Annotated in this window: 26 protein-coding genes and 1 riboswitch; of the genes, 14 read left to right on the top strand and 12 right to left on the bottom strand. The window is 60.0% G+C overall.

Annotated features, from left to right (window positions below; translation table 11 throughout):
* Nucleotides 1–8 precede the first annotated feature (8 nt).
* Nucleotides 9–641: an SGNH/GDSL hydrolase family protein gene (locus XMD517_RS12120; protein WP_254449838.1), complete on the bottom strand. Its 633-nt coding sequence runs from the start codon at nt 639–641 to the stop codon at nt 9–11.
* A gap of 329 nt (nt 642–970) precedes the next feature.
* On the opposite strand from XMD517_RS12120, the gene pnp reads away from it, so the two are divergent.
* Nucleotides 971–3,121, top strand: a complete 2,151-nt coding sequence (pnp, locus tag XMD517_RS12115) for a polyribonucleotide nucleotidyltransferase (protein WP_173486745.1) — start codon at nt 971–973, stop codon at nt 3,119–3,121.
* A 63-nt stretch (nt 3,122–3,184) separates the two neighbouring features.
* On the opposite strand, the gene XMD517_RS12110 is transcribed toward pnp, so the two are convergent.
* A complete protein-coding gene (locus XMD517_RS12110; RefSeq protein WP_173486746.1) occupies nt 3,185–3,961 on the bottom strand; it encodes a nuclear transport factor 2 family protein in 777 nt (258 codons plus the stop codon).
* A gap of 92 nt (nt 3,962–4,053) precedes the next feature.
* On the opposite strand from XMD517_RS12110, the gene XMD517_RS12105 reads away from it, so the two are divergent.
* Nucleotides 4,054–4,422 (top strand): helix-turn-helix domain-containing protein, encoded by a 369-nt coding sequence (locus XMD517_RS12105; RefSeq protein WP_173486747.1) that lies wholly within the window; start codon nt 4,054–4,056, stop codon nt 4,420–4,422.
* Here the strand turns inward: XMD517_RS12105 and XMD517_RS12100 are convergent.
* Nucleotides 4,407–5,162, bottom strand: a complete 756-nt coding sequence (locus tag XMD517_RS12100) for a metallophosphoesterase (protein ID WP_173486748.1) — start codon at nt 5,160–5,162, stop codon at nt 4,407–4,409. The two genes, XMD517_RS12105 and XMD517_RS12100, sit on opposite strands and share 16 nt — an antisense overlap.
* Nucleotides 5,163–5,269: 107 nt before the next feature.
* Here XMD517_RS12100 and XMD517_RS12095 point away from each other — a divergent pair, with 107 nt between their 5' ends.
* Nucleotides 5,270–5,953 carry an aquaporin gene (locus XMD517_RS12095; RefSeq protein ID WP_173486749.1) on the top strand — a complete coding sequence of 228 codons (684 nt, stop codon included), beginning with the start codon at nt 5,270–5,272 and terminating at the stop codon, nt 5,951–5,953.
* Nucleotides 5,954–6,005: 52 nt separating this feature from the next.
* Here the strand turns inward: XMD517_RS12095 and serA are convergent, their stop codons facing one another.
* Together serA and XMD517_RS12085 are read right to left on the bottom strand one after the other, a co-directional pair.
* Nucleotides 6,006–7,598, bottom strand: a complete 1,593-nt coding sequence (serA, locus tag XMD517_RS12090) for a phosphoglycerate dehydrogenase (protein ID WP_173486750.1) — start codon at nt 7,596–7,598, stop codon at nt 6,006–6,008.
* A gap of 134 nt (nt 7,599–7,732) precedes the next feature.
* Nucleotides 7,733–8,875 carry a phosphoserine transaminase gene (locus XMD517_RS12085; protein ID WP_173486751.1) on the bottom strand — a complete coding sequence of 381 codons (1,143 nt, stop codon included), beginning with the start codon at nt 8,873–8,875 and terminating at the stop codon, nt 7,733–7,735.
* A 279-nt stretch (nt 8,876–9,154) separates the two neighbouring features.
* On the opposite strand from XMD517_RS12085, the gene serB reads away from it, so the two are divergent.
* Nucleotides 9,155–10,033 carry a phosphoserine phosphatase SerB gene (serB, locus tag XMD517_RS12080; protein ID WP_173486924.1) on the top strand — a complete coding sequence of 293 codons (879 nt, stop codon included), beginning with the start codon at nt 9,155–9,157 and terminating at the stop codon, nt 10,031–10,033.
* Between the two features lie 19 nt (nt 10,034–10,052).
* Here serB and XMD517_RS12075 read toward each other — a convergent pair whose 3' ends face one another.
* Nucleotides 10,053–10,484, bottom strand: coding sequence for a 6,7-dimethyl-8-ribityllumazine synthase (locus tag XMD517_RS12075; protein ID WP_173486752.1), 432 nt, complete (start codon nt 10,482–10,484; stop codon nt 10,053–10,055).
* A gap of 96 nt (nt 10,485–10,580) precedes the next feature.
* Nucleotides 10,581–10,708, bottom strand: a riboswitch (FMN riboswitch).
* Between the two features lie 47 nt (nt 10,709–10,755).
* Between XMD517_RS12075 and XMD517_RS12070 the strand changes: the two genes are divergently transcribed.
* A complete protein-coding gene (locus tag XMD517_RS12070; protein ID WP_173486753.1) occupies nt 10,756–11,514 on the top strand; it encodes a TSUP family transporter in 759 nt (252 codons plus the stop codon).
* Between the two features lie 271 nt (nt 11,515–11,785).
* Here the strand turns inward: XMD517_RS12070 and XMD517_RS12065 are convergent, their stop codons facing one another.
* Entirely contained in the window at nt 11,786–12,802 is a 1,017-nt protein-coding gene (locus XMD517_RS12065) for an asparaginase (RefSeq protein WP_173486754.1), read from the bottom strand.
* A 235-nt stretch (nt 12,803–13,037) separates the two neighbouring features.
* Between XMD517_RS12065 and XMD517_RS12060 the strand changes: the two genes are divergently transcribed.
* The 3 genes from XMD517_RS12060 (at nt 13,038) to XMD517_RS12050 (ending at nt 15,637) form a co-directional block, all read left to right on the top strand.
* Nucleotides 13,038–13,583 (top strand): invasion associated locus B family protein, encoded by a 546-nt coding sequence (locus XMD517_RS12060; RefSeq protein ID WP_173486925.1) that lies wholly within the window; start codon nt 13,038–13,040, stop codon nt 13,581–13,583.
* Between the two features lie 270 nt (nt 13,584–13,853).
* The gene (rlmN, locus tag XMD517_RS12055; RefSeq protein WP_254449730.1) at nt 13,854–15,113 is read left to right on the top strand and encodes a 23S rRNA (adenine(2503)-C(2))-methyltransferase RlmN; all 1,260 of its coding nucleotides are present in this window, start codon (nt 13,854–13,856) and stop codon (nt 15,111–15,113) included.
* A gap of 344 nt (nt 15,114–15,457) precedes the next feature.
* Nucleotides 15,458–15,637, top strand: coding sequence for a hypothetical protein (locus XMD517_RS12050; RefSeq protein ID WP_173486755.1), 180 nt, complete (start codon nt 15,458–15,460; stop codon nt 15,635–15,637).
* A 162-nt stretch (nt 15,638–15,799) separates the two neighbouring features.
* On the opposite strand, the gene XMD517_RS12045 is transcribed toward XMD517_RS12050, so the two are convergent.
* Nucleotides 15,800–16,654 (bottom strand): TIGR00730 family Rossman fold protein, encoded by an 855-nt coding sequence (locus tag XMD517_RS12045; RefSeq protein WP_173486756.1) that lies wholly within the window; start codon nt 16,652–16,654, stop codon nt 15,800–15,802.
* 184 nt (nt 16,655–16,838) lie between these two features.
* Between XMD517_RS12045 and XMD517_RS12040 the strand changes: the two genes are divergently transcribed.
* The 4 genes from XMD517_RS12040 (at nt 16,839) to XMD517_RS12025 (ending at nt 19,605) form a co-directional block, all read left to right on the top strand.
* Entirely contained in the window at nt 16,839–17,438 is a 600-nt protein-coding gene (locus tag XMD517_RS12040; RefSeq protein WP_173486757.1) for a GntR family transcriptional regulator, read from the top strand.
* Nucleotides 17,439–17,446: 8 nt separating this feature from the next.
* Nucleotides 17,447–18,367 (top strand): threonine/serine dehydratase, encoded by a 921-nt coding sequence (locus XMD517_RS12035; protein WP_173486758.1) that lies wholly within the window; start codon nt 17,447–17,449, stop codon nt 18,365–18,367.
* A gap of 141 nt (nt 18,368–18,508) precedes the next feature.
* Entirely contained in the window at nt 18,509–19,336 is an 828-nt protein-coding gene (gene dapD, locus XMD517_RS12030) for a 2,3,4,5-tetrahydropyridine-2,6-dicarboxylate N-succinyltransferase (protein WP_173486759.1), read from the top strand.
* A gap of 17 nt (nt 19,337–19,353) precedes the next feature.
* Nucleotides 19,354–19,605, top strand: coding sequence for a hypothetical protein (locus tag XMD517_RS12025; RefSeq protein ID WP_173486760.1), 252 nt, complete (start codon nt 19,354–19,356; stop codon nt 19,603–19,605).
* A 203-nt stretch (nt 19,606–19,808) separates the two neighbouring features.
* Here XMD517_RS12025 and XMD517_RS12020 read toward each other — a convergent pair whose 3' ends face one another.
* Nucleotides 19,809–20,891 carry a transporter substrate-binding domain-containing protein gene (locus XMD517_RS12020; RefSeq protein ID WP_173486761.1) on the bottom strand — a complete coding sequence of 361 codons (1,083 nt, stop codon included), beginning with the start codon at nt 20,889–20,891 and terminating at the stop codon, nt 19,809–19,811.
* Between the two features lie 187 nt (nt 20,892–21,078).
* On the opposite strand from XMD517_RS12020, the gene XMD517_RS12015 reads away from it, so the two are divergent.
* Nucleotides 21,079–21,456 (top strand): hypothetical protein, encoded by a 378-nt coding sequence (locus XMD517_RS12015; RefSeq protein WP_055192878.1) that lies wholly within the window; start codon nt 21,079–21,081, stop codon nt 21,454–21,456.
* Complete coding sequence (locus XMD517_RS12010; protein WP_173486762.1) at nt 21,453–22,097, top strand: HAD hydrolase-like protein; 645 nt, start codon at nt 21,453–21,455, stop codon at nt 22,095–22,097. The genes XMD517_RS12015 and XMD517_RS12010 overlap by 4 nt, the downstream gene beginning before the upstream one ends.
* A 313-nt stretch (nt 22,098–22,410) precedes the next feature.
* On the opposite strand, the gene XMD517_RS12005 is transcribed toward XMD517_RS12010, so the two are convergent.
* The 3 genes from XMD517_RS12005 to XMD517_RS11995 form a co-directional block, all read right to left on the bottom strand.
* Entirely contained in the window at nt 22,411–23,007 is a 597-nt protein-coding gene (locus XMD517_RS12005; protein WP_173486763.1) for a hypothetical protein, read from the bottom strand.
* 78 nt (nt 23,008–23,085) lie between these two features.
* Nucleotides 23,086–24,312: a Hint domain-containing protein gene (locus tag XMD517_RS12000; protein WP_173486764.1), complete on the bottom strand. Its 1,227-nt coding sequence runs from the start codon at nt 24,310–24,312 to the stop codon at nt 23,086–23,088.
* 11 nt (nt 24,313–24,323) lie between these two features.
* The gene (locus XMD517_RS11995) at nt 24,324–25,910 is read right to left on the bottom strand and encodes a choice-of-anchor L domain-containing protein (RefSeq protein WP_173486765.1); all 1,587 of its coding nucleotides are present in this window, start codon (nt 25,908–25,910) and stop codon (nt 24,324–24,326) included.
* Between the last annotated feature and the right edge of the window lie 289 nt (nt 25,911–26,199).

Here is a 26,199-nt window from a genome sequence, read left to right as displayed (position 1 = left end):
CACCCAGTTTAACGCCCCTTATCCTCACGCCGGATCAACTCCACCACCCGCTTTCCAATCGTGCGGCTGCCCTTGATTGACGGGTGGATCATGTCAAAGGCGTGGAAGCTCTTGTCGCCATGAGGCACCAGATCGGCGTTGGACAGGAAATGCACCCCCTTGAGGCGTTTTGCCATCGCCGCCAGACGTGCCTCATAGGCGTCACCCTCATCGCGGCAGCTTTCAATCGGCGAGTTCACACCGGGGCTGCGCAGATAGCCCAGCATCACCACCCGCGCGCCGGACTTGCGAATTTTCGCGACCAGATCCACCACCGCGCCGCTGCGGCCATCCTCGGCAATCATTCGCCCCATGCGCCGGTCACATTTGCTGCAGCCACATCCAAACCACAGGTCATTGCCGCCGCCTGACAGCACCACCCAGTCACGCGGCTGTTTCGGGTTGAACTGGCGTGAAATCCGCATCCCCAGCGCGCCAGAAATTGGCAGCCCATAGATGATCCGCGCACCCGATACGGCCCGGCTTTTGACCGGTTCCCCCAATTCCTGCGCCATCACATCCGCCACGGATTTCTGCCCTGCTCCGTTCCACGCAATCAGGCTGTCACCGATGGCAAGAATGCGCGCTGCGGGCTCTGCCATGATCGGTGCGCTCAGGACTGCGCTCAAGACAAGGGACAATAAAAAAACCGAAAGAAGGGGACGCAGCATTTGCAGGCTCTGGAACGTGTTAAACAATCTGCCGCCACCCTTGCCGAAATCCCGCGCAAAATCCAGCACAGATCACGAAACAATCCGGCGCCAAAACCACCCCCTCTTCCCAAGCGGCCCCTTTTCATGTATGGCGCAAACATCTGAGACTTGCGCCCGGACCCCGGCGCTCGAATAGGATAGTGGGGTCGGCGGCAATGGGGCCGCCATTTCAACGGGAGACCCGGAGGGCCGGGAGTGCTTCCAACTAGGAAAACATGATGTTTGACGTAACTAAAAAATCGATGGAGTGGGGCGAAGAAACCCTCACTCTGGAAACGGGCAAGGTTGCCCGTCAGGCCGACGGTTCGGTCATCGCCACTCTGGGCGAGACCTCTGTCATGGCCAACGTGACCTTCGCGCGCCAGCAGAAGCCCGGTCAGGACTTCTTCCCGCTGACGGTTCACTACAATGAGAAATACTATGCCGCTGGTAAGATCCCCGGTGGTTTCTTCAAGCGTGAAGCCCGTCCGACCGAGAAAGAGACGCTGACCTCGCGCCTGATCGACCGTCCGATCCGCCCGCTGTTTGTTCCCGGCTTCAAAAACGAAGTTCTGGTGATCTGCACCGTGCTGTCGCACGACCTGGTTAACGACCCCGACATGGTTGCGATGATCGCAGCTTCGGCCGCGCTGACCATTTCGGGTGCGCCGTTCATGGGCCCGATCGGCGCTTGCCGCGTTGGTTTTGAAGATGGTGAATACATCCTGAACCCGACCTGCGACGACATGCACGATCTGCGCAACAACCCAGACCAGCGTCTGGACCTTGTTGTGGCCGGCACCAAAGACGCCGTGATGATGGTGGAATCGGAAGCCTACGAACTGTCGGAAGCTGAAATGCTGGGCGCCGTGAAATTTGCGCATGAGCAAATTCAGCCGGTGATCGACCTGATCATCGAACTGGCCGAAGAAGCTGCGAAAGAGCCGTTTGACTTCCAGCCTGCTGACTACTCGGACCTGTATGAGGCTGTTAAAGCCGCTGGTGAAGACAAGATCCGCGCCGCATACGGCAACACCGACAAGCAGGAACGCGTTGCTGCCGTGGCCGCTGCCAAGGAAGAGATCATCGCCTCGCTGACCGAAGAGCAGCAAGAAGATGCCAACCTCGGCACCGCCCTGAAGAAGCTGGAATCGGCTGTTGTTCGTGGCGACGTTGTAAAAACCGGCAAGCGTATCGACGGCCGCGCACTGGACACTGTCCGCGCCATCGACAGCTCGGTTGGCATCCTGCCCCGTACCCACGGCTCAGCCCTGTTCACCCGCGGCGAGACCCAAGGTCTGGTTGTGACCACGCTGGGCACCGGCGACGACGAACAGATGATCGACGCGCTGACCGGCACCTATAAATCCAACTTCCTGCTGCACTATAACTTCCCGCCCTATTCGGTTGGTGAAGTGGGCCGCTTTGGCCCTCCGGGTCGTCGTGAAATCGGTCACGGCAAGCTGGCATGGCGTGCGCTGCAGGCGGTTCTGCCGTCGGCCACCGACTTCCCCTACACCATCCGTCTGGTCTCCGAGATCACCGAATCGAACGGTTCGTCCTCGATGGCATCGGTCTGTGGTGGCTCGCTGTCCATGATGGACGCCGCTGTTCCGCTGAAGGCTCCGGTTGCTGGTGTGGCCATGGGTCTGATCCTGGAAGATGACGGGTCGTACGCTGTTCTGACCGACATTCTGGGTGACGAAGATCACCTGGGCGATATGGACTTCAAAGTGGCTGGTACCGAAAACGGCATCACCTCGCTGCAGATGGACATCAAGGTCGCAGGCATCACGCCCGAGATCATGGAGAAAGCCCTGGCACAAGCCAAGGATGGCCGTATGCACATCCTGGCCGAGATGGGCAAAGCCCTGACCGAAGGCCGTCAGGAGTTTTCGGCACACGCCCCGCGTATCGAGACCATGAACATCCCGACCGACAAGATCCGTGAAGTGATCGGTTCGGGCGGTAAGGTCATCCGCGAGATCGTGGAAGTGTCGGGCGCCAAGGTCGACATCAATGACGACGGCGTGATCAAGATCGCCTCGCCGAACGGCGACGCCATCCAGAAGGCCTATGACATGATCCACTCGATCGTGGCAGAGCCGGAAGAAGGTGCGATCTATAACGGTAAGGTCGTGAAGATCGTCGATTTCGGCGCCTTCGTGAACTTCTTCGGCAAGCGCGACGGCCTGGTGCACGTATCGCAAATCGAAAACCGCCGCCTGAACCACCCGTCGGACGTTCTGAAAGAAGGTCAGGAAGTGAAAGTCAAACTGCTTGGCTTTGACGACCGCGGCAAGGTGCGCCTGTCGATGAAAGTTGTCGATCAGGAAACCGGCGAAGAGGTTGCTCCTGAGCCGAAAAAGAAAAAAGACGAAGACGCTTAATCAGCATTTTCTCTGAAACAGAAAGCCCCGGTGGAAACACCGGGGCTTTTTTGTTTCAAGAAATCAGAACTTGCCGTTCCCATGGGCCATTTCGGTCGGGATCCCTGACATCGTGTCCCAATGTTCGACGATCTTGCCGCCTTCCACCCGGAACAGATCAAAGAAAGCGGTGTGCTGATCCCCCAGCGTACCTTCGGAGGCCGCAAAGACAAAATTACCCTCGGCCACCACCATATGGGTATCGGTATAGGCCATGGCCTGACCCGCCTCTGCAAGGGCCGCAAGGGCTGCCCCGAGACCATCCAGCCCGTTCCCCACCAGCGGGTTGTGCTGGATATATGTCTCGGTCGAAATGTAGTCGGTGATCTTTTCCGGAGCGGCCCCGTGCAGAACGTCTGCTACAAATGCTTCAACCAGCGCCTTGTTCGCGGCCGTTTTCTCTCGATCCGTGATCTCGGTCGCCCCGTCGGTCATTGAATTGCCCGATGCGGTTTGATCGGCGGGCACGGCGGCTTGCAGGTTGTCCCAATGTTCGGCAACTTTACCATCCTCAACCCGGAACACATCAAAGGCCACCAGCGTTTCGCCCCCAAAAGCCTGGGCATTGTGCAGTGTTGAGTGCAGCACCACCAGATCCCCTTCGGCAATCACGCGATGCGGTTCTGCGGTCAGACCACTTTCCTTGAGCGCGGGCAGAAAGCCCAGGATGGGCGCAGCACCGGTCGGCACGGCCGGATTGTGCTGGATGTAATCCTCTTTCAAAAGCTTGCCCGCCGCCTCGGGGTCGAAGTCCACAAACAGGGCAGTCACGGCGGCAAGAACGGTTTCAGTCGGGGTCATTTCGCTATCCTTTCGAATCAACTGTTGTTCTGTGCCGTATTAAGTATTATTTCTGCACCAGGTATCAATTACGCACTATTTAGGAACCAGGTATGGTCAAAGTAACCGCACTGACAAAAGAAGAGGCCGCGAACTGTCCGATCCGGCAGGTTCTGTCGCAGGTCACGGGCAAATGGCAGATGCTGATCCTATTTGCTCTGGACGATGGCGATCTGCGATTTGGCGCGTTGAAACGGTCTGTCGGGGACATCACGCAACGGGTGCTCACCGAAAACCTGCGCAAGATGGAACGCGATGGCTATTTAACCCGGACGGTGGATGCAGGCCCGCCCGTTTCTGTCACCTATGCGCTGACAGAATTGGGGCAGGAGCTTTGTGCACATCTCAAACCCCTGCTGATCTGGGCAGCCGAACGTCATGAAATGGTGGTGGAAGCGCGGGCGGCCTATGCGGCGGAGTAGGCACAGCCTTTGACGGGCTTGCGCCCGTCCTCCGACAGAACCCAAGCGTCCCGCCCCTCGATCACAACGACGCCGATGTCTTTGCCGTGTCCGGCGCCGGTGTCGATGTTCAGGCGATTGCCATAGTGCGTGACCTCATCCACAGGCGTATGCCCATGCACGATCAGCGGGCCGTGATCGGCATCTGAATTGTGGAATTCCTGCCGGATCCAGGTCAGGTCATCTTCCACCTGATCCTCCAGCGCGACGCCGGGGCGGATGCCCGCATGAACAAAACACAAATCCTCTATGCGATGCAGGCAGGGCAGCGTATCCAGAAACCGGCGATGCGCTTGGGGCACGGCGGCCAGGGCCTGTGCGTGCAACTGATAGGTGCGGATACCCTCGGGCACCTCAACCCCATAACTGGCCAGCGTTTCCACCCCACCGATCCGAGGGTGAAGCCAGTTGTGGTCATGCAGCAGCATGTGATCGACCATCGGATAATCCCGCAGGAACATCTCCATCATGCGGTCGTGATTGCCTTTCAGCACCACCCAGTTTTCCCCGCGCACCTGCCCGTCGATCAGATACTGGATCACGCCCTTACAGTCCGGGCCACGATCCACAAGGTCGCCGATATGCACAACAGGCGCATCCGCGTCGCAGCAACGCGCGCGATCTTCTGCAATCAACGCATGGGCTGCGATCAGCTTATCCAGATGGCCGTGAACATCACCAATGGCATAAACGCGTGTCATGGGCGGCTCCTGTAGGGGTGGTCTGCGCCTCCAAATTCCCCGCGACCAGACGGGGCAAGCTGCGCAAAATGGGCACCAATGCGTTTCTAGTAACAGGGAGTCCCCATATGAAACAAGCAGTTGCAGAATTTATTGGCACCATGAGTTTGGTATTGTTCGGCTGCGGCGCCGCCGTGATTGCGGGCGGCGATATCGGGCTGACCGGCATCAGTTTTGCCTTTGGTCTGGCACTGATCGGCATGGCCTATGGAATTGGCAATGTCTCAGGCTGTCACATCAACCCCGCCGTGACCATCGGGGCGGTGATCGCTGGTCGCCTGCCCAGCTCCAAGGCGCTGACCTATATCCTTGCGCAGCTGGCCGGCGCCGTGGCGGGGGCTGCGATCCTGTTTGTCATCGCCAGCGGTAAAGGGGGCGGGTTTGATGTGAGCACATCCGGGCTGGGTCAGAACGGTTGGGGTGCCGGTTATCTGGGTGAATACAATATGATGTCCGCCTTTGTGTTCGAACTGGTCGCCACCTTCCTGTTTGTCGTGGTGATCCTTGGCGCCACCGGATCAGGCGCCCCCGGCGCCGTTGCAGGTATCGCCATCGGTCTGACCCTCGTCGTGATCCATCTGGTGGGGATCAACGTGACCGGCGTGTCGGTGAACCCGGCGCGGTCATTTGGTCCGGCATTGTTTGCGGGAGGGCACGCCATCAGCCAGCTGTGGCTGTTCATCCTTGCCCCGGTTCTGGGCGCCGCTGCAGCCGGGGCCCTGTTCAAATCAGGCGTGCTGGATACGGAGTAACCAACAAAAAAGCCCCGGAGAATATCCGGGGCTTTCTTTCTATTTCAACACCTTACACGTCAAACGACAGCGGCGTGACCGAGTTGAACAAACCGGTGTCTTTCAAGGCCGCCTGCACTTCGGCAGGCACCGGCGCGTCCACATACAAAAGCGCGATCGCATCCCCCCCCGCGTCTTTCCGACCCAGAGTAAAGTTCGCGATGTTCACGCCGTTTTCGCCCATGGTTTTCCCGAGCGTCCCGATGATGCCAGGCACATCGTCATTGGTGGTGTAGAGCATGTGGTTGCCGATCTCGGCGTCGATATTGATGCCCTTGATCTGGATGAAGCGCGGCTTGCCATCCGAGAACACGGTGCCCGCAATCGAACGTTCGCGCTTGTCGGTCACCACGGTCACCTTGATGTAACCATCAAATGCACCGCCCTTGGCCTGGGTGGTGGTCGAGGTTTTGATGCCGCGATCCGCCGCCACGACAGGGGCAGAAACCATATTCACATCAGGGGTTTGCGGCTTCATCAGACCTGCGATCACCGCACAGTCCAGCGCCTTCAGGTTCATCTCGGAGGCGACACCATCATAAAGGATGTTCACCGCCTTGATCGGCTCGTCGGTCATCTGACCCACAAAGGCGCCAAGATGTTCGGCCAGCTTGATCCACGGGCCCATGACCTTGGCTTCTTCGGCCGTCACCGACGGCATGTTCAGCGCGTTTTGCACAGCACCTGTCAGCAGGTAATCCGACATCTGCTCAGCCACTTGCAGGGCCACGTTTTCCTGTGCTTCGGTGGTGGCAGCGCCAAGATGCGGGGTGCAGACCACGTTGGGCAGGTTGAAGAGCGGGTTCTCCTTGGCGGGTTCTTCGGCGAACACGTCAAAGGCCGCGCCTGCGACATGACCCGATTTCAGCAGATCCGCCAGCGCCGCTTCATCCACCAGGCCACCGCGGGCACAGTTGATAATCCGCACACCTTTCTTAGTCTTTTCAAGGGCTTCACGCGACAGGATGTTGCGGGTCGCGTCCAGAAGCGGCACGTGCAGAGTGATGAAATCCGCGCGCGGCAGCAGCTCTTCCAGCTCAACTTTTTCAACACCCATCTGCGCGGCTTTCTCTTCCGAAAGGAAGGGATCGTAAGCGATGACTTTCATCTTCAGACCCAGCGCGCGGTCGCAGACGATGCCACCGATATTGCCGGCGCCAATCACGCCCAGCGTCTTGTTGGTCAGCTCGACCCCCATGAATTTCGACTTTTCCCATTTGCCCGCATGGGTCGAGGCAGAGGCCTCAGGGATCTGGCGCGCAACCGCAAACATCATTGCAATCGCATGTTCAGCGGTGGTGATCATGTTGCCGAACGGCGTGTTCATCACGATCACACCCTTCTTGGAAGCTGCTGTTTTATCAACATTATCCGTACCGATCCCAGCGCGGCCAACCACTTTCAGATTGGTGGCAGCTTCCAGAATGGTCGGGGTCACCTTGGTGGCCGAGCGGATCGCCAGACCATCATATTGACCGATAACTTCAGCCAGCTTTTCCTTGTCTTTGCCAAGCTCGGGCATGAAATCCACATCAATGCCACGGTCGCGGAAAATCTGAACGGCGGTTTCCGACAGCTTGTCGGATACGAGAACTTTGGGGGCCATGTGCTGGGCTCCTATTCTTTAAAGTTTGTAAGGGGCCGGGACCCAGAACTTTAAACTTTTTGCTGCCTTTGAGGCGAAAGTTTAAAGTTTTTCGAGGGTCCTGCGGGTCATCTTTGAAAAGGATCCGTGCCGGATCAGAGGGCTGCGATTTCCGCGTTGAACGCCCAGTCAAGCCACGGCATCAGCGCCGCCACGTCAGAGGCTTCCACCGTGCCACCACACCAGATCCGCAGACCGGCCGGTGCGTCACGATAGGCGCCCACATCCAGCGCCACACCTTCGGCTTCCAGACGTTTGGCGACGGCCTTGGCGAAACTGGCCCCATCGGTGATACGCGCGTCGTTGAACTTCACGCAGACCGAGGTGTTCGACCGGGTCGCCGGATCATCGGCCAAAAACTCGATCCAGTCGGTGGCTTCGACAAATTTCGTCACTTCGGCGGTGTTGGCATCCGCACGGGCGATCAGACCTTTCAGACCACCCACCGAGCGCGCCCAGTCGAGAGCAAACAGGTAATCTTCGACCGCCAGCATCGACGGCGTGTTGATCGTAGCACCAGTAAAGATGCCCTCGATCAGCTTGCCACCTTTGGTCAGGCGGAAGATTTTCGGCAGCGGCCATGCGGGCGTATAGCTTTCCAGACGTTCCACCGCGCGGGGCGACAGGATCAGAATGCCGTGGGCTGCTTCGCCGCCCAGCACTTTCTGCCAGCTAAACGTGGTCACATCCAGCTTGTCCCAGGGCAGGTCCATCGCAAAGGCCGCCGAGGTGGCATCACAGATGGTCAGCCCGTCCCGGTCCGCCGGGATCCAGTCACCGTTCGGAACCCGCACACCCGAGGTGGTGCCGTTCCAGGTAAAGACAACATCATTGGCAAAATCGACCGAGGCCAGATCCGGCAGTTGGCCATAGTCGGCCACTTTGGTCACAGCATCCAGCTTCAGCTGCTTGGTCACATCGGTGACCCAGCCCGACCCGAACGATTCCCAGGCCAGCATTTCCACGCCGCGGGCACCCAGAAGCGACCACAGAGCCATTTCCACAGCACCGGTGTCCGACGCCGGAACGATGCCGATCTTGTAATCTGCGGGGATGCCCAGCACCTCACGGGTGCCTTCAATCGCGGCTTTCAGCTTGTCCTTGCCGATGGCCGCGCGGTGCGAACGGCCCAGAGCGGCGTCCGACAGAGCATCCAAATTCCATGTGGGGGGTTTGGCGCAGGGGCCAGAAGAAAACCGCGGGTTAGCCGGCCGCGTTGCCGGTTGCTCGGTAGCCATAGATGCTATCCTTCCAGATAAATGCCCTTCGTTGGGGAAGGGTGTCCCGAGACCTGAGGTAAGGGGCTTTCTAATGCTGCACAAGCGAAAAAATGTCGGTTTTGAATTTTGATCGGTCGAATTCCGGCGCAAAATGACCACTATCGGAAACTTTCGGAGCAGCACGAAACCGGAGTTTCTGGAAAACCGCAGGCCTTTTTGCCGAATTTCCTCTTGTCGTCGGACCGGGATTCGCCGCATGTCTGTGGCCATCCGACACCGCTGATCAAAGGCCGTTCCATGTATATTGCCACGCTCCTCACCGCCCCGACCAACCGCACTCTCGACGCCGCGCTGGTGGACAATCTGCGCAACGCATGGGGCGGCGGCGATATCCGCTGGCTCGCCCCGGATGAGGCGGCCGAGTTCACGCTGGCCGAGATGCCCGGCAATCGCTGGGACGTCTGGGCGGATTTGCAGAAACTGGGTGTGGACCTGATTGTGCTGCCTGCGCAGGGACGCAAAAAGAAGATGCTGCTGGCCGATATGGACAGCACCATGATCCAGCAGGAATGCATCGACGAACTGGCAGATGAGGCAGGGGTTGGTGAGCGGGTCAAGGACATCACCGCGCGGGCGATGAATGGCGAGCTGGATTTTGATGGCGCGCTGACCGAACGGGTTGGTCTGCTCAAAGGGCTGCCTGAACGCGTGATCACCGAAGTGATTGAAAAGCGGATCACTTTCATGCCGGGGGGCAAAGCCCTGCTGGCGACCATGAAAGCACAGGGCGCTTATGCGGCGCTGGTGTCAGGCGGGTTCACGGCGTTTACCGGCCATGTGGCGGAGGCGCTGGGATTTGACGAAAATCGCGCCAACACGCTGCATGTGGAAAACGGTGCGCTGACCGGCACCGTGGGCCTGCCCATTCTGGGGCGCGAGGCCAAGGTGCAGGCGCTGAAGGAAATCTCCGCCCGTCTTGGGCTGGAGCATGCCGATGTGATGGCGGTGGGGGACGGCGCCAATGATCTGGGGATGTTGGGGCTGGCGGGCGCGGGTGTGGCGCTGCACGCCAAACCCTCGGTCGCGGCGGAATGTGACATTCGCATCAACCACGGCGATCTGACCGCGCTGCTTTACATTCAAGGCTATTCGCGAGAGGAGTTTGCGGGGGCATAACCCCCGCCCCCCCCTTGTTTCACGACAAGTCTGCATGAAGCGCGGTGATCTGAAGCGCCGCCTCTGCGGCCTCGCGCCCCTTGGTCACAAAATGCGTCTTGTAGATCTCGATATGATGATCGGTGGGTTGGAAATGATGCGGGGTGAGCGAGACTGACAGGATCGGCACCCCGGTCTCCAACCCCACCTGCATCAGCCCATCCACCACAGAGGCCGCGACAAAATCATGGCGGTAGATGCCCCCATCCACCACCAGGGCAGCGGCGGCAATCGCACCATACCGGCCTGATGCGGCAAGCTTTTTGGCCAGCAAGGGCATCTCGAACGCGCCCGGCACGGTGAAAACATCCACCTGATCCGGACGGATCTTTTCCTGAAATCCCAGCAAGGCCTGATCGACAATATCCGCATGCCATGCGGCCTTGATGAATGCGTAACGGGTGTGTGTCATGGCGTTTCCTTTCTTCATCAGACACGTCACCCAAGGCGCAAACGAAGAAAGGAGGGCACACGAGGCCCCTCTGCACGCCTGATCCGGCGCGCCCTTACCCGCTCTCTTCCATCCGGACTATCACCGTCGGCCCCGGAATTTCACCGGATCTGCTGTCACCCGAACCGGGCCGCTCGCGGGCTTTAACCGCCGGTGGGGAATTGCACCCCGCCCTGAGAACGGGCAGAACCTGACATGAGTTCCCCGTTGTGGCAAGAGACAGGACACGAAAATGATCGAGATGTCAGCCGAGCTGTTTGCCCTCCTGCTTGGGGCCGCCTTCGTTGCAGGTTTCGTCGATGCAATTGCAGGGGGCGGTGGGCTGATCACCGTGCCTGCATTGCTTTTGGCAGGGGTGCCCCCAGTGACGGCACTGGCGACCAACAAGGTTCAGGGACTGTTCGGGGCCGGAATGGCTGCCGCAACCTATGCGCGCGCAGGCCATGTGACCCTGCGCCGCCAGATCCGCCCGGCCCTGTTATCCTTTGCCGGCGCAGTTCTTGGCGCGCTGATGGCCTCCTCGCTGCCCACCGATGTGATCCGCATGGGGCTGCCAGTCCTGCTGATCGGCGTGGCGCTGTTCTTTGCGCTGAAGCCCGGGCTTGACGATGTGGACAAACACGAACGCCTCTCTCCGCTTCTGTTTTCAATCAGCTTCGTGCCCCTGATCGGCTTCTATGACGGGCTGCTCGGCCCCGGCACCGGGGCGTTTTTCATGCTGGGTTTCGTGGGCCTCGCCGGCTATGGCATCCTGCGTGCCACCGCCCATACGAAACTGCTGAATTTCGCATCGAATGTCGGCGGGCTGGTTGGGTTCCTGCTGGTGCTGCAGCCGCTCTGGCTGCTCGGACTGGCGATGGGAGCGGCGCAAATGGCCGGCGCCTGGCTCGGCTCACAACTGGCCAGCCGGATCGGCGCAAAACTGATCAAACCGGTGCTGGTGATCGCAGCCTCCGCAATGGCCATCAAACTGATCGGCGAATGGATGTGACAGCGGGGGCGCCGAACTTAACGCAAACCTCGCGCCGCTCGGCAGGGGCTTTGCCCCTCTGCTAGCGCATTCACCCCAGGATATTTCCAACAAGAAAAAAGACGATGGGTCCGCCTTTTCCTCTTGCCCAAAATATCCCGGGGTGAGCCCACGCTCAGCGAGCGGGGGCGAGGGGCAGGGCCCCTCATCGCGACGCGAAGCGGCGCAAATCAGACATGTTTCACACAGTGACCCCCTGAAGCCGCAGCAGCGCCCAAGCCGAAGGGAGGGCTTACCCCGCCCAAAGCTCTGCCGCTGGCCGGATCTCACCGGTGTCCTGTCCGGCAAAGTTCAGCACCCGCGGGTTCAGGCGCTTTTTCACCAGCGGGTCCACCGGATCAGCCACGCCAAGACGGGCAAGGATTGCGGCGATGGCGCATTCGGATGCGCGGGTCGCGCCATCATTGATCTTGAGTGCAACGCCGAGCCCCTGCCCCGGCAGGATGGCGATGAAAAAGGCTTCTGCCCCGGTTTTCACGGCAACCTGACCCGGCATGGCGCGCATCAATTCGGTACAGGCCCGCCCTTCTCCGGCAACCAGATCCGGATGCGCCATCATTGCTTCGCGCAGCCGCACCATGGCCGTGTCCCGCGCGGAACGCCCCTCAACCGCGCCGGCAAACGCGGCCATGGCGCGGGCCATGCCGGTCAGCGTGGTCGCATGGTTGGGCGCCGAACAGCCGTCGATGCCAAAGCCGGGGCTGTCCATGCCCGTCACCTCCTCAAACGCCAGTTTGGCAGCCTGCTGCACCGGGTGATCATGGGCCACGTAATCCTTGAGATCCGCCCCCATGTGGCGGGCAAGCGTCAGGAAACCCGCGTGTTTGCCAGAGCAGTTATTGTGGATTTTACAGGCGGCATCCCCTGAGCAGATCAGGTCTTTCTTCGCAGCCTTGTCGCGGGGAAATTGCGGACCACAGCAGAGGTCCCCGGCCCCGAGCCCCATTTCAGCCAGCCATTTGGCCACCGGATCGGTATGGATTGCCGCCCCTTCATGACTGGCACAGGCCAGCGCCAGATGGGATGAGCCCAGCCCCGCCGCATCCGCAGCCCCGCTTTCCACCAGAGGCAGGGCCTGAAGCATCTTGGCCGAGGAGCGCGGCAAGATCACCTCATCGGCATTCCCCCAGCTCTCCACCACCTCACCTGCGGTATTACAGATCACTGCATGTCCCAGATGTTGCGATTCCATGAACGGCCCGCGCCATATCTCGACAAGGCGGGCGGGATCTTGAGTGATTGCGGGCATGTGTTGTTCCTTTTCTGATCCTTTGCCCGTCCGGTGATGGCGGGCGCGCGCGATTTTCCGCCGCATATTACCGCTCCGGGGCTTTCACAACAGTCATTTTTCACGTTAGACTGCGCGGCGTAGGGATAGATGCGCCTGAATGTGATGGCATGGAATGGAACGCCGCCAAAGACGGCCGGGACGTTGCAGGGGCGCGAGGCAGAGACAGCTTGGAGGCTGTAAGGATATGAAACGAATGATCGCAGCAGCGCGGAGCGCCCTTGTGGCTGGCGCCGTGCTCACCACTTTCACCGCAACGGGCGCCGTGGCGCAGGAAAGCACCAACCGGGTTGCCGCCAACACCGACTGGAGCGTGTTTGTCGAGGACAATCCCACCGGTTGCTGGAGCGTGTCCGCGCCCACCAAAGTGGTCAACACCCGTGACGGGCGGGCCGTGGCGGCAAAGCGTGGCGATATCCGTCTGTTTGTCAGCTATCACCCCGGCTCTCAGGTGAAGGGGCAGGTTTCCTTTGCTGGCGGTTACCCGTTTGACCGCAACAAGGCGATCACGCTGACCATCGATACGAAAAGCTATCAGCTTTATTCCGAAGGAAGCCCGCAGAACCGCGAGACAGCCTGGGCCAATCCCAGCGAGGAAGCGCAGATCGTCGCCGCCATGAAACGCGGGGCCAAGGCGGTGGTCACGGCCTATTCCGGTCGCGGCACCCGGACCGAAGACACGTTTTCGCTGTTGGGTTTCACGGCGGCGGTGGACGAAGCTGCAAAACGCTGCGGCAACTGATCCCGGTTATCCGCCCCTGTTTTCCAAAGCCCCGCCGACCGGACGGGGCTTTTCATTTCTCTGGCCCTGCGTTGTGCATGGGGTGACAAGCCTTTCATGCTAGGCTATAGACTGCTGCCTTCTAAAGCATTTCAGTTTTGGCCCGACACAGTATTAAGCTGATCGGGACAATGACCGAAACGCGACAAGAGATATCAATGATGCGGGTGGTTCGGGACAAACATGTGTCTCAGGATTTTTCCGAACCGCCTTGTTACAGGATGACGCGCGATGGATCGCAAAGACCAGACCATTGACACCCAGGCCACGGACACCCAAACCACGGGCACCCAGGCCGCAGCCGGGGCCGCGGCCCCGATCACTCAGGACGTGAAAGTCGCGCCGCGCATTCTGGTGCCCGAGGTCAAGCCAAACCTCGTGGGCATGACCCGCGACGTGATGCGAGCGGCACTGATCGACATGGGCACGCCGGAAAAGCAGGCCAAGATGCGGGTGAACCAGATCTGGCAATGGATCTATCAATGGGGCAAGCGCGATTTTGCCGAGATGACCAATCTGGCCAAGGCGTTCCGCGCCCAGCTGGCGGAGCATTTCGTGATCGAAATCCCGGAGGTGGTGTCGAAACTCGTCTCAGAGGATGGCACCCGTAAATATCTGGTGCGCATTGCTGGCGGTCATGAGGTCGAGGTGGTTTATATCCCCGAGGAAGGGCGCGGCACGCTGTGCATTTCCAGCCAGGTCGGCTGCACGCTGACCTGTTCCTTCTGCCATACCGGCACCCAGAAACTGGTGCGCAACCTGACCGCGGCTGAGATCATTGGCCAGGTGATGATGGCGCGCGATGATCTGGATGAATGGCCGGTGCCCGGCGCCCCCAAGGACGAAACCCGCCTTCTGTCCAATATCGTGCTGATGGGCATGGGCGAGCCTTTGTATAACTTTGAAAACGTGCGTGACGCGATGAAGATCGCCATGGACCCGGAGGGGATCCAGCTGTCGCGCCGCCGCATCACGCTGTCGACCTCGGGGATCGTGCCGGAAATCGCCCGCACCGCGCAAGAGATCGGCTGCCTTTTGGCGATTTCCTTCCACGCCACCACCGACGAAACCCGCGATGTTCTGGTGCCGATCAACAAGCGCTGGAATATTGAAGAGCTTCTGGGCGCGCTGGCGGCCTATCCCAAGGCCTCAAACTCGGAACGGATCACCTTTGAATACGTGATGCTGGCAGGGGTGAATGACAGTGACGAGGACGCACATCGCCTGATCGACCATATCAAGCGCCACAATATCCCCGCCAAGATCAACCTGATTCCGTTCAACGAATGGCCGGGCAGCCCCTATAAACGGTCCTCGAACAACCGGATCCGGGCCTTTGCCAACATCATCTATCAGGCTGGCTATGCAAGCCCCATTCGCAAGACGCGTGGCGATGATATCATGGCCGCCTGCGGACAGCTGAAATCAGCCACGGAGCGCGCGCGCAAGTCGCGCAAGCAGATCGAGAAAGAAGCGGGGATTTCTTCGTAACGCGCCTTCGATAGCGCAGCATCAAGACGCCCGGGTAGGAGCGAGGGCGCTGCCCTCGCGCTCCCGAGGTATTTTTGGCAAGAAAAAGAGCGTACGCCGGGGCAGTGGCCTTGGGCCAGCTATTTGAGAACAGAGCATTTGGGGGCGGGGCGTTTGAGGTCAGGCGTTCGCCGCCTGTATCCCGATTGGCGTCAATTGCACCATATCATCCCGTTTGGTTCTGAATTCCTTACAATTGCCACAATTGCGAACGAATTGCGCCATCTCCCGCGCGTTACCTGTTGTTAAGGTTAATATGGTCACGGGAGGCGGCTGTGGATCTGACCCATCGACAATTCAAGGACATGCAGACTTTGATCCGCTTTCTGAAACAGGAGCGGGCGCAGGTGGCAAGCTTTGCCGATTTCCGCGCAAGGTTGCGCAATTACGGCTATTGCATTCGCTGCGACGAAGGCGAGCATTTTGTGCATGCCCTTCCCACCCTTCAGAAGGTCTGCCCGGTGCCGCAAGACCTGTTTGGGTGATCTAAAACGCCCGGCTGCCCCAAAGAGCCTTCCCGAAAGCTGAACCCCCCGGAAGGCCGGGGGTTTTGCTGTTTCAAGGAGTGTCCGGCAGATTGCCGCCCGGGAAATTTTCAGACGCCGCCTGTATCCGCTTGCATCTGTGTCCGCAGAAGCGAAAACACTTTACCGGCCCGGGATCACATCGCGCGGGGTATCGGCACAATCCCAGCAATCAATTGCGGCAATCGCCTCTTCTGCGCTGTCGACAAAACGGAACAGGTCAAGGTCTTCAGGGCTGATCGTGCCCGCATCGGACAGGGCATCCCAGTTGACGATTTTCTTCCAGAACGCGCTGCCGAACAGAAGGATCGGCACCCGGTTCATCCGGCCCGTCTGCACCAGGGTAAGCGTTTCAAACAGCTCATCCAGCGTGCCGAACCCGCCCGGGAAAACGGCGATCACCTCAGCCCGCATCAGGAAATGCATCTTGCGGATGGCGAAATAGTGAAAGTTGAAGCAGAGGTCAGGGGTCACATATTCATTGGGGGCCTGTTCATGCGGCAGCACGATATTCAGCCCGATCGACACGCCACCTGCATCTTCGGCGCCGCGGTTGCCCGCCTCCATCACGCCGGGACCACCCCCCGTGACCACCACATGTTCGCGCCCACCAGAGGCAATCGAACGCTCGGTCATCAGCCGGGCAAAGCTGCGCGCTTCGTCATAAAAGGCAGACAGATCCGCCAGGGTCTGGGTGCGGGCGCTGTCTTTGCGGGCGGGTTCCGGGATACGCGCACCACCAAACAGAACCACGGTGCTGTCCACGCCATATTCCGTCATCATCATTTCGGGCTTCAGCAGTTCCAGCTGCAACCGCACCGGGCGCAGCTCTTCGCGGCACATGAAATCCTGATCGTCATAGGCCAGGCGATAGGCTGGCGCACGCGTCTGCGGCGTATCCGGTGTATGATGGGATGCCTCGCGGTCCTGACGCGAACGACGCAGGGGGTGCCGGGGGGCAGAGCTTTGATCTTCCATGAAATATCCTGTTCGACAGAGGGTACTGGTCTTATGATCCGATGTTAGCGCGCGTCTTGTCAGGTGACCAGTCACAGCGCGTCACCTTTCGGTGCAAACAGACGTGCATTGGCGGGGAATTTTCCTTGCCGGGCCGCACCGGTGATTTTATCTATTATCTTGCCATTAAAGGAACGGGCCCGATATGACCGCCACCATTGCCGACACGATTTACCTGGCGCTGAGCCAGCAGATCATCTCGGGCCAGCTTGAGGCCGGAGAGAAGCTGCGCCAGGACCATATCGCCAAGGCGTTTGACACCAGCCACGTGCCCGTGCGTGAGGCCCTTTTGCGGCTGGAGGCGCATGGTCTGGCGATCAGTCAGCCGCGCCGGGGGATGCGGGTGACAGCTCTGGATCCCGGCGAGGTGCGCGAGGTGATCGAGATGCGGGTGGCGCTGGAAACCCTTGCCCTGTCCCACGCCATCCCGCGCCTGCTGGCGGCAGATCTGAAAGAGATTGATGCGGCGCGGATCGCCTGTGATGCGGCAGAAGACATGGCCAGTTGGGAAGAAAAGAACCGCGCCTTTCACCGGGCGATCCTGACCCCCTGCGCCATGCCACGGCTGCTGGCGGCCATCGACGATCTGCACATCGCCAGCGCCCGCCACCTGTTTGCCCATTGGCGTCACCGCTGGTCCCAGCGCGCGGATATGGACCACGCGGCGATCCTGCAGGCGATGAAGAAACGGGATAGCGTGGCGGCCTGCGATATCCTTACCCGCCATCTGCGCCGCGTTAGATAGGATAATCCATGAACTGGAAAGACGAGATCACCGCCGCCCATACGCGGATCGTCCCCCATGTGCGGCGCACCCCGGTGGCAACGCTGACCCTGCCCGGCTGGGACGACCCGATCGAGATGAAGTTCGAGCAGATGCAGCACACCGGCACGTTCAAGGCGCGCGGGGCGTTCAATTCTCTTCTGTCCGGCACGGTGCCAAAAGCCGGGATCGTGGCGGCCTCCGGGGGCAATCACGGGGCGGCGGTGGCCTATGCCGCCAGCCAGCTTGGCCATAATGCAGCGGTGTTTGTGCCCCAGATGGCGGGACCGGCCAAGATCGACCTGATCCGCCGCGCGGGGGCGGATCTTCGGGTGGTGCAGGGCGCCTATGCGGACGCGCTGGAGGCCGCCCTGGCCTATGAGGCCGAAACCGGCGCAATGCAGATCCACGCCTATGACGGCAACGGCACGGTGACCGGTCAGGGCACTGTGCTTCGGGAATGGGAAGAACAGGGGCTGGCGGCCGATACTGTGCTGATAGCGGTGGGCGGCGGCGGGCTGATCGGCGGGTCTCTGGCGTGGACACAAGGGGGCCGCAAGATTGTCGCGGTCGAGCCGGAAACCTCCTGTGCGCTGAACGCGGCCCTCGTGGCGGGCAAGCCGGTGGATGTGGAGGTCTCCGGCATTGCCGCCAATGCGCTTGGGGCCAGGCGGATCGGTAGCCTGTGTTTTGACCTTGCCACCCGCCACCTGCACCAAAGCGTTCTGGTCACGGACAATGCCATTTCCGATGCGCAAAAACTTCTGTGGCAAGGGGTGCGGCAACATGTGGAACCGGCAGGGGCCACAGCACTTGCCGCGCTTCTGTCCGGCGCCTACACACCCGCCCCGCAAGAGCGCATTGCCGTGTTGATTTGCGGGGCCAACCCGGCACCTGACCCGTTTTCCTGACATTTCCGCTGCAATTCGCCGCAATCCGTAGGCAAAACAGTCGTTTTGGCAATTGAGCGCCCGCGCGCGCGCCTTTATACGCAAGGGAAACTGGCGGCACCTTGCCCCGGCCAGTCCACAGGAACGTGAACGGAGAGACCCATGTCGAACGCCCAACTGGAACAAGCCATCGAAGCCGCGTGGGACGCCCGCGACACCATCACCTCATCCACCGGCGGCGAAACCCGCGAAGCGATTGAGGCCACGCTGGCCGCGCTGGACAGTGGCAAGCTGCGTGTGGCGGAACGTCAGGAGGATGGCAACTGGCATGTGAACCAATGGGCCAAAAAGGCCGTGCTGCTCGGGTTCCGCATCAAGGACATGGAATTCCAGGATGGCGGCCCGCAGGGCGGCGGCTGGTGGGACAAGGTCGACAGCAAATTCAAGGGCTGGGGCGACCATGAATGGAAAGAAGCAGGCTTCCGCGCCGTGCCGAACTGCGTTGTGCGCAAGTCAGCCTATGTGGCACCGGGTGCGGTGCTGATGCCCAGCTTTGTGAACCTCGGCGCCTATGTGGACGAAGGCACCATGGTTGACACCTGGGTGACCGTTGGCTCCTGCGCACAGATCGGCAAGAACGTGCACCTGTCGGGTGGCGTGGGCATTGGCGGCGTGCTGGAACCGATGCAGGCGGGCCCGACAATCATCGAAGACAACTGCTTCATCGGGGCGCGTTCCGAAGTGGTTGAAGGCTGCATCGTGCGCGAAGGGTCCGTTCTGGGCATGGGCGTGTTCATCGGCCAGTCGACCAAGATTGTCGATCGTGAAACCGGCGAAGTGATGTATGGCGAAGTGCCCGCCGGCTCTGTTGTGGTCGCAGGCTCGATGCCCTCGAAAAACGGTGTGAACCTTTACTGCGCCGTGATCGTGAAACGCGTCGACGCAAAAACCCGTTCGAAAACCTCGATCAACGACCTGTTGCGCGACTAAAGGATCCGGACGGACCGATGATCTTTGCGACCATCGCGGAAAACACGGGGCGTGCCGGGCCACATGCGCGGCGCGCCCTTGCCATTCTGGACCTGGGCTGCGTGGCCGGTTTTGGGCTGATCTGTTTTGAACCGCTTATCTTACTGATTTACCTGTTTGGCCTCAGCACCCCCTGGGCGGCGACGCTGGTGGGGCTTTTTGTGGCTTTGCTGACCCTTCTGGCCTGGCTCGCTCTCCGTGCCTTTCTCAAGCCGGGCAAAGCGCCCTAAAGTGTTTCGACTTCAACCCGAGACAGGGAAAAGTCAAAGCGCCGCACGAGATATCAATGGCGTGGGCATTTCGGAAGAAACATGTGTGTCAAGTTCATCCCGAAACGCTTTAACCCGCCCCCTTTTTCTTGCTTCAAATACCTCGGGGTGAGCCTCGAAGAGGCGAGGGGCAGCGCCCCTCCTGCCCAGCGCCCTCACTCTTATCAGCTTGACGGACCGAAGTATTTGCGCCGGAGCTGATCATATCGCCCACTTTCACGCAACGACAGCAGCGCCCGATTGATCGGTTCGGTCAGGGCGCTGCCCGATGGCAGGGCGATGCCATAGTTTTCACGTTTGAACACCCGCGGCAGAAGACGACCCGACTGGCTGCCATTCTCAGTAAGATACCACGCCAGAAGCGGCCCATCGAAGACAACCGCGTCAAGTTCCTGCGCTTCAAACGCCTGCAACAACACGTTCAGGTCATCGAAATCACCATAGGCAATCTCGCGCTGGTCCAGAAACAGCGCAGCCGTTGAGCCCGCCGTGGTGCCAATACGCTTGCCGTCAAGGTCTGCGAGGCTGTCGATATTGCCGGAAATCGCCGCCACGGTCATGGCCGCGGTGATCCGGGCGACAAAAATCGACACGATGAACAGGGATGAGATCACCAGAAGGACACCAAAGACGCGCCCACCGCGCGACTGCGGCACCCGTTCTTCGAACCCCCCGTTTACAACCAGGTTCAAGGCCCACCAGAAAGAGGTGAACATTGCATCTTTCAGCGGCCGGTCAAAATAGGGCTGACGGCGGCGTTCAAACAGCCACATCATCATGCCCCCGCCATACAGAAGCGCCGCGGCCCCCAGGATGGCCAATGCGATATCGCGGTTGAACAATGCGGCAAACAGGCTGCCGCTATTGTCATCTTCGGGTGGCAACATGATCTGGAGCCCCGCCTCGAAGATAGGTTGGGAAAAATCCATAACCTCCTCACGGGCCGCCGTGATCGAGATATTGGCAACCGCGCCATCCACCTGTCCAAGCTCAACCAACCCAAGCATATCGGCAAATCGCGGGGCCAGTTTGAACTCCACGGGCCGCCCGATCTCTCTTCCGATATCTCGCATCAGCTCAACCGAAAACCCGGCAATCTGATCCCCGTCCCGATAGGCAAAAGGCGCGCGTTCCACGGTGGCGAAGACCAGTGCCGATCTGCTCTTCGACTGGGCCGCCAGCGCCTGCGGAACAAGCAGCAGCACAAGGCCGATCAGCATCGGCAAATTACGGATATATGGAATCATGACGAAGGTCCCCACCTACAGTGTCGCCCGCTCTATACCCTTTGCAGGCACGGGGCTAGGGTAGGAAAACGATACCCCCGCGCCTCTTGCCTTCCTGCAACAGCGCAGGCGACATCAGAGGGCTGGACCTTTCGCAGATTTTTCGGCATGTGAAAGACAGATCCCAATCCTGCTGCAGGAGAGCATGATGACCCAAAACCCGAAAGCTGCGGCCAAGCCGAAGAAGAAACAGCAGGTCTATACGCTGCTGGTTGAAGTGGGCCGCAAGGAGGGGGACGGGTTGCCGGATGAGGCCACCGGGGGCGCGCTGGTCTGCTATGCGTCAGGTGTGGACGAAGCGGAAGCGGTGCGCGAAACGGTTGCGATCCTGAAGCAGGCCGATCTGGCCCCGCTGGATGTGTCGGGCTACGGCGCGCTGGATGACCGGCTGGCGGAAGGACACGATATTCCTGCGGAAGAGCGCAAGCTGATGGGGCGTGCCCTGGCTGAAAACTCGGTGGTCATCGCCCAGATGACCCCATTTTTTGATGGCGAACGTCTGGATGATGCAGCGGGTGAAGCATGACCCGGACCGGGGGGGCGGTTTACTGGGATCTGGACGGCACCCTGACCGACCCCAAGAAGGGCATCACGGAAAGCATCCAATATGCGCTGCATGAGCTGGGCCTGCCCGTGCCACCCGCTGATGATCTGACATGGTGCATCGGTCCCGCCCTGTTATGGAGCTTTGAACAGCTGGGAGCACCCGACCCCGAAGCGGCGCTGGCACATTACCGCACAGCCTATACCGGCAAAGGCATGTTCGACTGCACGGTTTACGACGGCATTCTGGAGGCCCTGACCGAAATCGGCGCCCGTCACCAGATGCACCTCGCCACCGCCAAACCCCATGCCTATGCAAAGAAAATCACCGCCCATTACGGCATTGCACCGCATATGACGCAGGAGTTTGGCCCGGAACTGGATGGCACCCGCAATGACAAGGGCGCGCTCTTGGCCCATGCGCTGACAATCACCGGCAATGATCCGGCAAAGTCCGTGATGGTGGGCGATCGCCATTACGACCTGAAAGCGGCGCGCGACGTAGGCATGAAGTTCATTGCCGTGGGCTGGGGCTATGGCGGCGCGGATGACCTGTCAGCGGCGGATGCGTTTGTGAAGACGCCGGGGGAATTGGCGACGGCGGTTCGGGATCTGATTGGCTAAAGCGTTTCCAGTTCTTGTTGGACCGCTGCAATAACTGGAAACGCCCATCATCCTTCCAGGGTGCGCTGCATTTCCACATCACGTTGCTTCAACGTAATATGGAAATGCTTTAAGAGGAGGCTTGGCCGCCCTCACGCCTGACAAAACTAGTTTTCTAGTTTTCTAGTTTTCTAGTTTTCTAGTTTTCTAGTTTTCTAGTTTTCTAGTTTTCTAGTTTTCTAAAAAATCTGCCACCTCTGCCCGACAAACAAGCCCTTTTCAACCAAAAAGGGCAGGCCCAAAACCCTGCCCTTTGCATAACTTTTTACCCAGATCAGTTCGGGTTGATCACCACGTCAAAACTGTCCGGCAGGTCATTCTCCGGCGCAAACAGCTTGGTCAGCGGGATCACCATCGACGCCGACTTCCCGTCGTCAGCCAGCACACCATTGGTTTCAACCACCTCCGGTCCCACCACGGTGATCGAGATCTGACGCCCGGTAAACGCCTGCATCATGCCCGCCATCATCTGCGGGTCCATCCCCTGTTCTGCCATGTCATCATTCATGCTGCCCAGATCGAAGGCCACCTTGATATTCCCGTTCTCCAGCCGCTCCAGCGCAAAGCCTTCGCCCATATCCATCGGGTTTTCGCTGTCCTCGGACACCCCTTCGTTCAGCTCGGCAATGATATTGTCGATCGTATCGCTTTCTTCGATGGTGCAGGTATAGCCACCATCCGCCAGCACCTCCCCCACGCCTTCTTCACAGGGGTCTTCCCCCGAAGCGGCAATCATGCCGTAAAGCTCCGGCCCCATGCTCATCACCGCATGCATCTTGGCGTTGTCACTGTCTTCAACCGTAAAGGTCATGTCCGCATCAAAACAGGCGGCAAGCGGCATCAGGGCTAGCGCCAGCAGAAGTTTTCTCATCACTATCTCCTTTCCCCGAACGGGGCATAAATGATTTGACGGGATGCTACGCGCGCAACCAGCACGGGTCCAGAGGGATCACGCGTAAATGGCGCTGACCAGATTGCGCGCCTCGAACTGGGACAGGGTGGGCGTGGGCATCAGCTTGTGAATTGGCACGGAGAGGGGTGGCAGCCCGGACAGAACCGTGGTGCGCAGGATATCCGGCACCATTGGCCCCACAAACAGGCTTTCGGCACACAGCCCCTGCACCGACAGGCATTCATGACTGTCCAGCAGGACCGCATGATAGCGGATCAACGGGCCAGTTTCATGCTGGTTTGCAGCGCGGAAATGATGCAGATGCCGCGCCTTTACCATCACCGCATCCTCGCCATAGAGATATTCCGCATCACTCCCTGTCAGAACAAGGCGTTGCTCGGGCGACAGCACCAGATCCCGCGACAGGCCCATGAAAGGCGCACGCAATGTCATTGGGCGCATCAACCCCACTGCCGGAACCTGCCGACTGGCCAGATGACGGACCCGGTGCACCTCCCCTGAGGTGCTGAGCACAAGATCTCCGGCCGTCAGGGTTTCCACCGCACGTGGCCCCATCGGTGTGTCGATCAGACTGCCACTGGCAAGGCCCGGCGCCAGCGCCACGGGCGCGATACCGCGCGCGATCCCAAGCATCAGGATCTTGCCCCGCTCCCCGGCCACGGCCTGCCCCCGCAACATCCGCTCCGCATCAGAATAGGGCAGCGGCAGTGGGTCGCGAAACCGGGTCTGGTGCAGGGTCTCGGCTTCAAGATGTTCAACACTCAGAACCCCCGACCGGCACGGGGCGTCCCAGCTATAGGTGATGCGCAGGTCGCATTCGCCGATGATCGGCGCCACATGAACCGAGGCACGGCGCAGCTCATCCCCCTGCACCATATCCACCACAACCCGGTGGTCATCCGGGTGATAGGTGATCATCATCCCGCGCAGCCACCCCTCGCGCGCGCCATAGCGCAGCACCGGGGCGGGCTGGCCGGGCCAGGGCTCCAGCCGGGCTTCGATCACGATGGTTCCGGTGGCAATCAGCCCCTGTGGGCCCGGATCAGATGAGGTCGGACAGGCAGCCGACGGGGCAACATCCCTGCTGCCACCGATGAGGCCACAGCGGTTGAACCACAGCTTTCCCGCCCCCCGGACACCGATCCAGGAAACCGGCCCCGCCAGAAGCGTGCGCGATTTGGCAACAAGCCGCGCTGCGGACGGATCAGAGTGCAAAGCTGTCTTTGCCCCCCGCCTGTCCTCAGCTTGCCGATGCCCTGTCATTCCATCTTTCCTTACGCCGCGTGGCCCTGCGCTGCCAGAAGCCGCGCCTCAAACGGGCGCAGGGTGCGGCGGGCGGCCGGGGAGTATCCCGCGCCGGTCAGGGGGTCAAGCTCAGGGAACAGTGCGCAGATTTCTTCCACTGCGTCATGATCAAGACTGTTTGTCGCCTGCGGGCCGGGCAGGAAACTCTCGGTGGCAAGCCCCTGCGAATAGACCACCTGATGCTGATCAAACAGGATGTGGACATACACCACCTCTTCCCCTTCGATCCGCCGCACGGTCAGGTCATTGACCAGATCGCGTGCCGCAACCAGCACCTCGCGTTCGCCGAACAGAAGCTCGGCCAGGACATCGCGGATCAGGATCCGGTGCAGCGGTGACACAAGCAGGTGATCGTGATCGCCAAACGTATCTGCCGCAATATGGATCGGGGCAAACTTGCCCTGGGCGGGGACGCGGCGACAGCCGATCCAGCGCAGCGGCTGGGGGCCATTGTCATGGGTCAGCACCATGTCCCCCGGCGTCAGGGTTTCCACCGGCACCGCCCGTCCATCTGCCAGTTCGATCAATGTGCCAGCCACGAAACAGGGCACCGCATCCACCGTGACCATCCCCACATCGCTGACCCCTGACGGGTCTCCGGTAAGGGTATAGGTGAAGGAGAAACTTTCGTCGGTGCCGTCGCCCACAAGCGTCAGCGTGCCATCCGCGTTCAGCCCCACGGTCTGCCCGGTGGCCAGGGTCACCGTATCACCGGGGGAGACGGCAATCCCATTGATATGGGTGATCGTGGCATTCAGTCCGGACGCCACATCGTCATTTGCCATGACGTCGACCACCTTGGTCTGATCCCCCAGCAGGCTGACCGTATCATCAAAGGCCAGAAGCGCCGACTGTCCACTTTTGGCGGCAATCAGAAGGTTGGAATCATAGCTGCTGTCCGACACGTCCGCGATGCCGATCTTCAGCGAATTCACCTCGCCCGAGGTAACCGGTATCTTGACCGACATGGTGACCGTGAACCCGTCCATCTCGGTATTGAACTGGTCGCCGGTATTGTCGTTATAGAGGTTCTGGTTATCGACCTCGTTCACATTGGTCACGCTTGAGGTGCCAAAAGACAGGTCAACCGGCTGGCCATCCACCCAGATCCCCACCACGTCATTGTAGATCGAGTTGATGTATTCCGGGTATTCGTCCGATGAGAATACGAACTGCAACGAGATGAAATTCGTCTCCGGGTCGGGAATGAAATCAATCTCGATAAAAGAGGCGTCATAGGTGCGCGCACCCGCCAACGCGTCAAAATCATCGTCCCGGTCAATGCCACGCCGCATATTTGACGATTGGTTGTTATCCTGGTTCGCCTGCCCCGATGAATTGGTGAAATCCGTCGCCCGCCCCGTCGAGAGGATGACGCCGCTGTCAGAGGGAGTCACACCGGGCGAGGTCTCATCCCCGCCGGAGAATATACCCGAGCTGCGATTGTCGCCCGAATAGGACGCACCGGTCACGGTGACACCATCGCCCATGATGGTTTCCGCCATGGCCAAGGCACTTGCATTTGTGTCGATCGAAAGCTCTGACGCTGCGACCATGATCTGCCTCCTGCCCCTTTCATGAGGCAAAAGCACAGGAATCACAGGCCTTATTTCGGCCTTTCATGGATCACTGCATAACGAGCCGCTGCACTTTTGTGCTTGTTTTTCAGCTCTTTACCCTGCCTCGGGTCATATTATTGCCCCAACTATGGCGCAGAATTGACGCTTTGTTAACCCTCACGTTGTGCTTTTCCCAAAGCTTCGCCCCAAGTGACGCATTTTCCCCACAGCGATGATCCCCCGGTTTTCCTTTGCCCCACAACGCGCTAAGGGATGGGGAAAGGAG

Source organism: Aliiroseovarius sp. xm-d-517, assembly GCF_013283135.1.
GTDB lineage: Bacteria > Pseudomonadota > Alphaproteobacteria > Rhodobacterales > Rhodobacteraceae > Aliiroseovarius > Aliiroseovarius crassostreae.
This window is presented reverse-complemented; position numbering and strand designations above follow the sequence as displayed.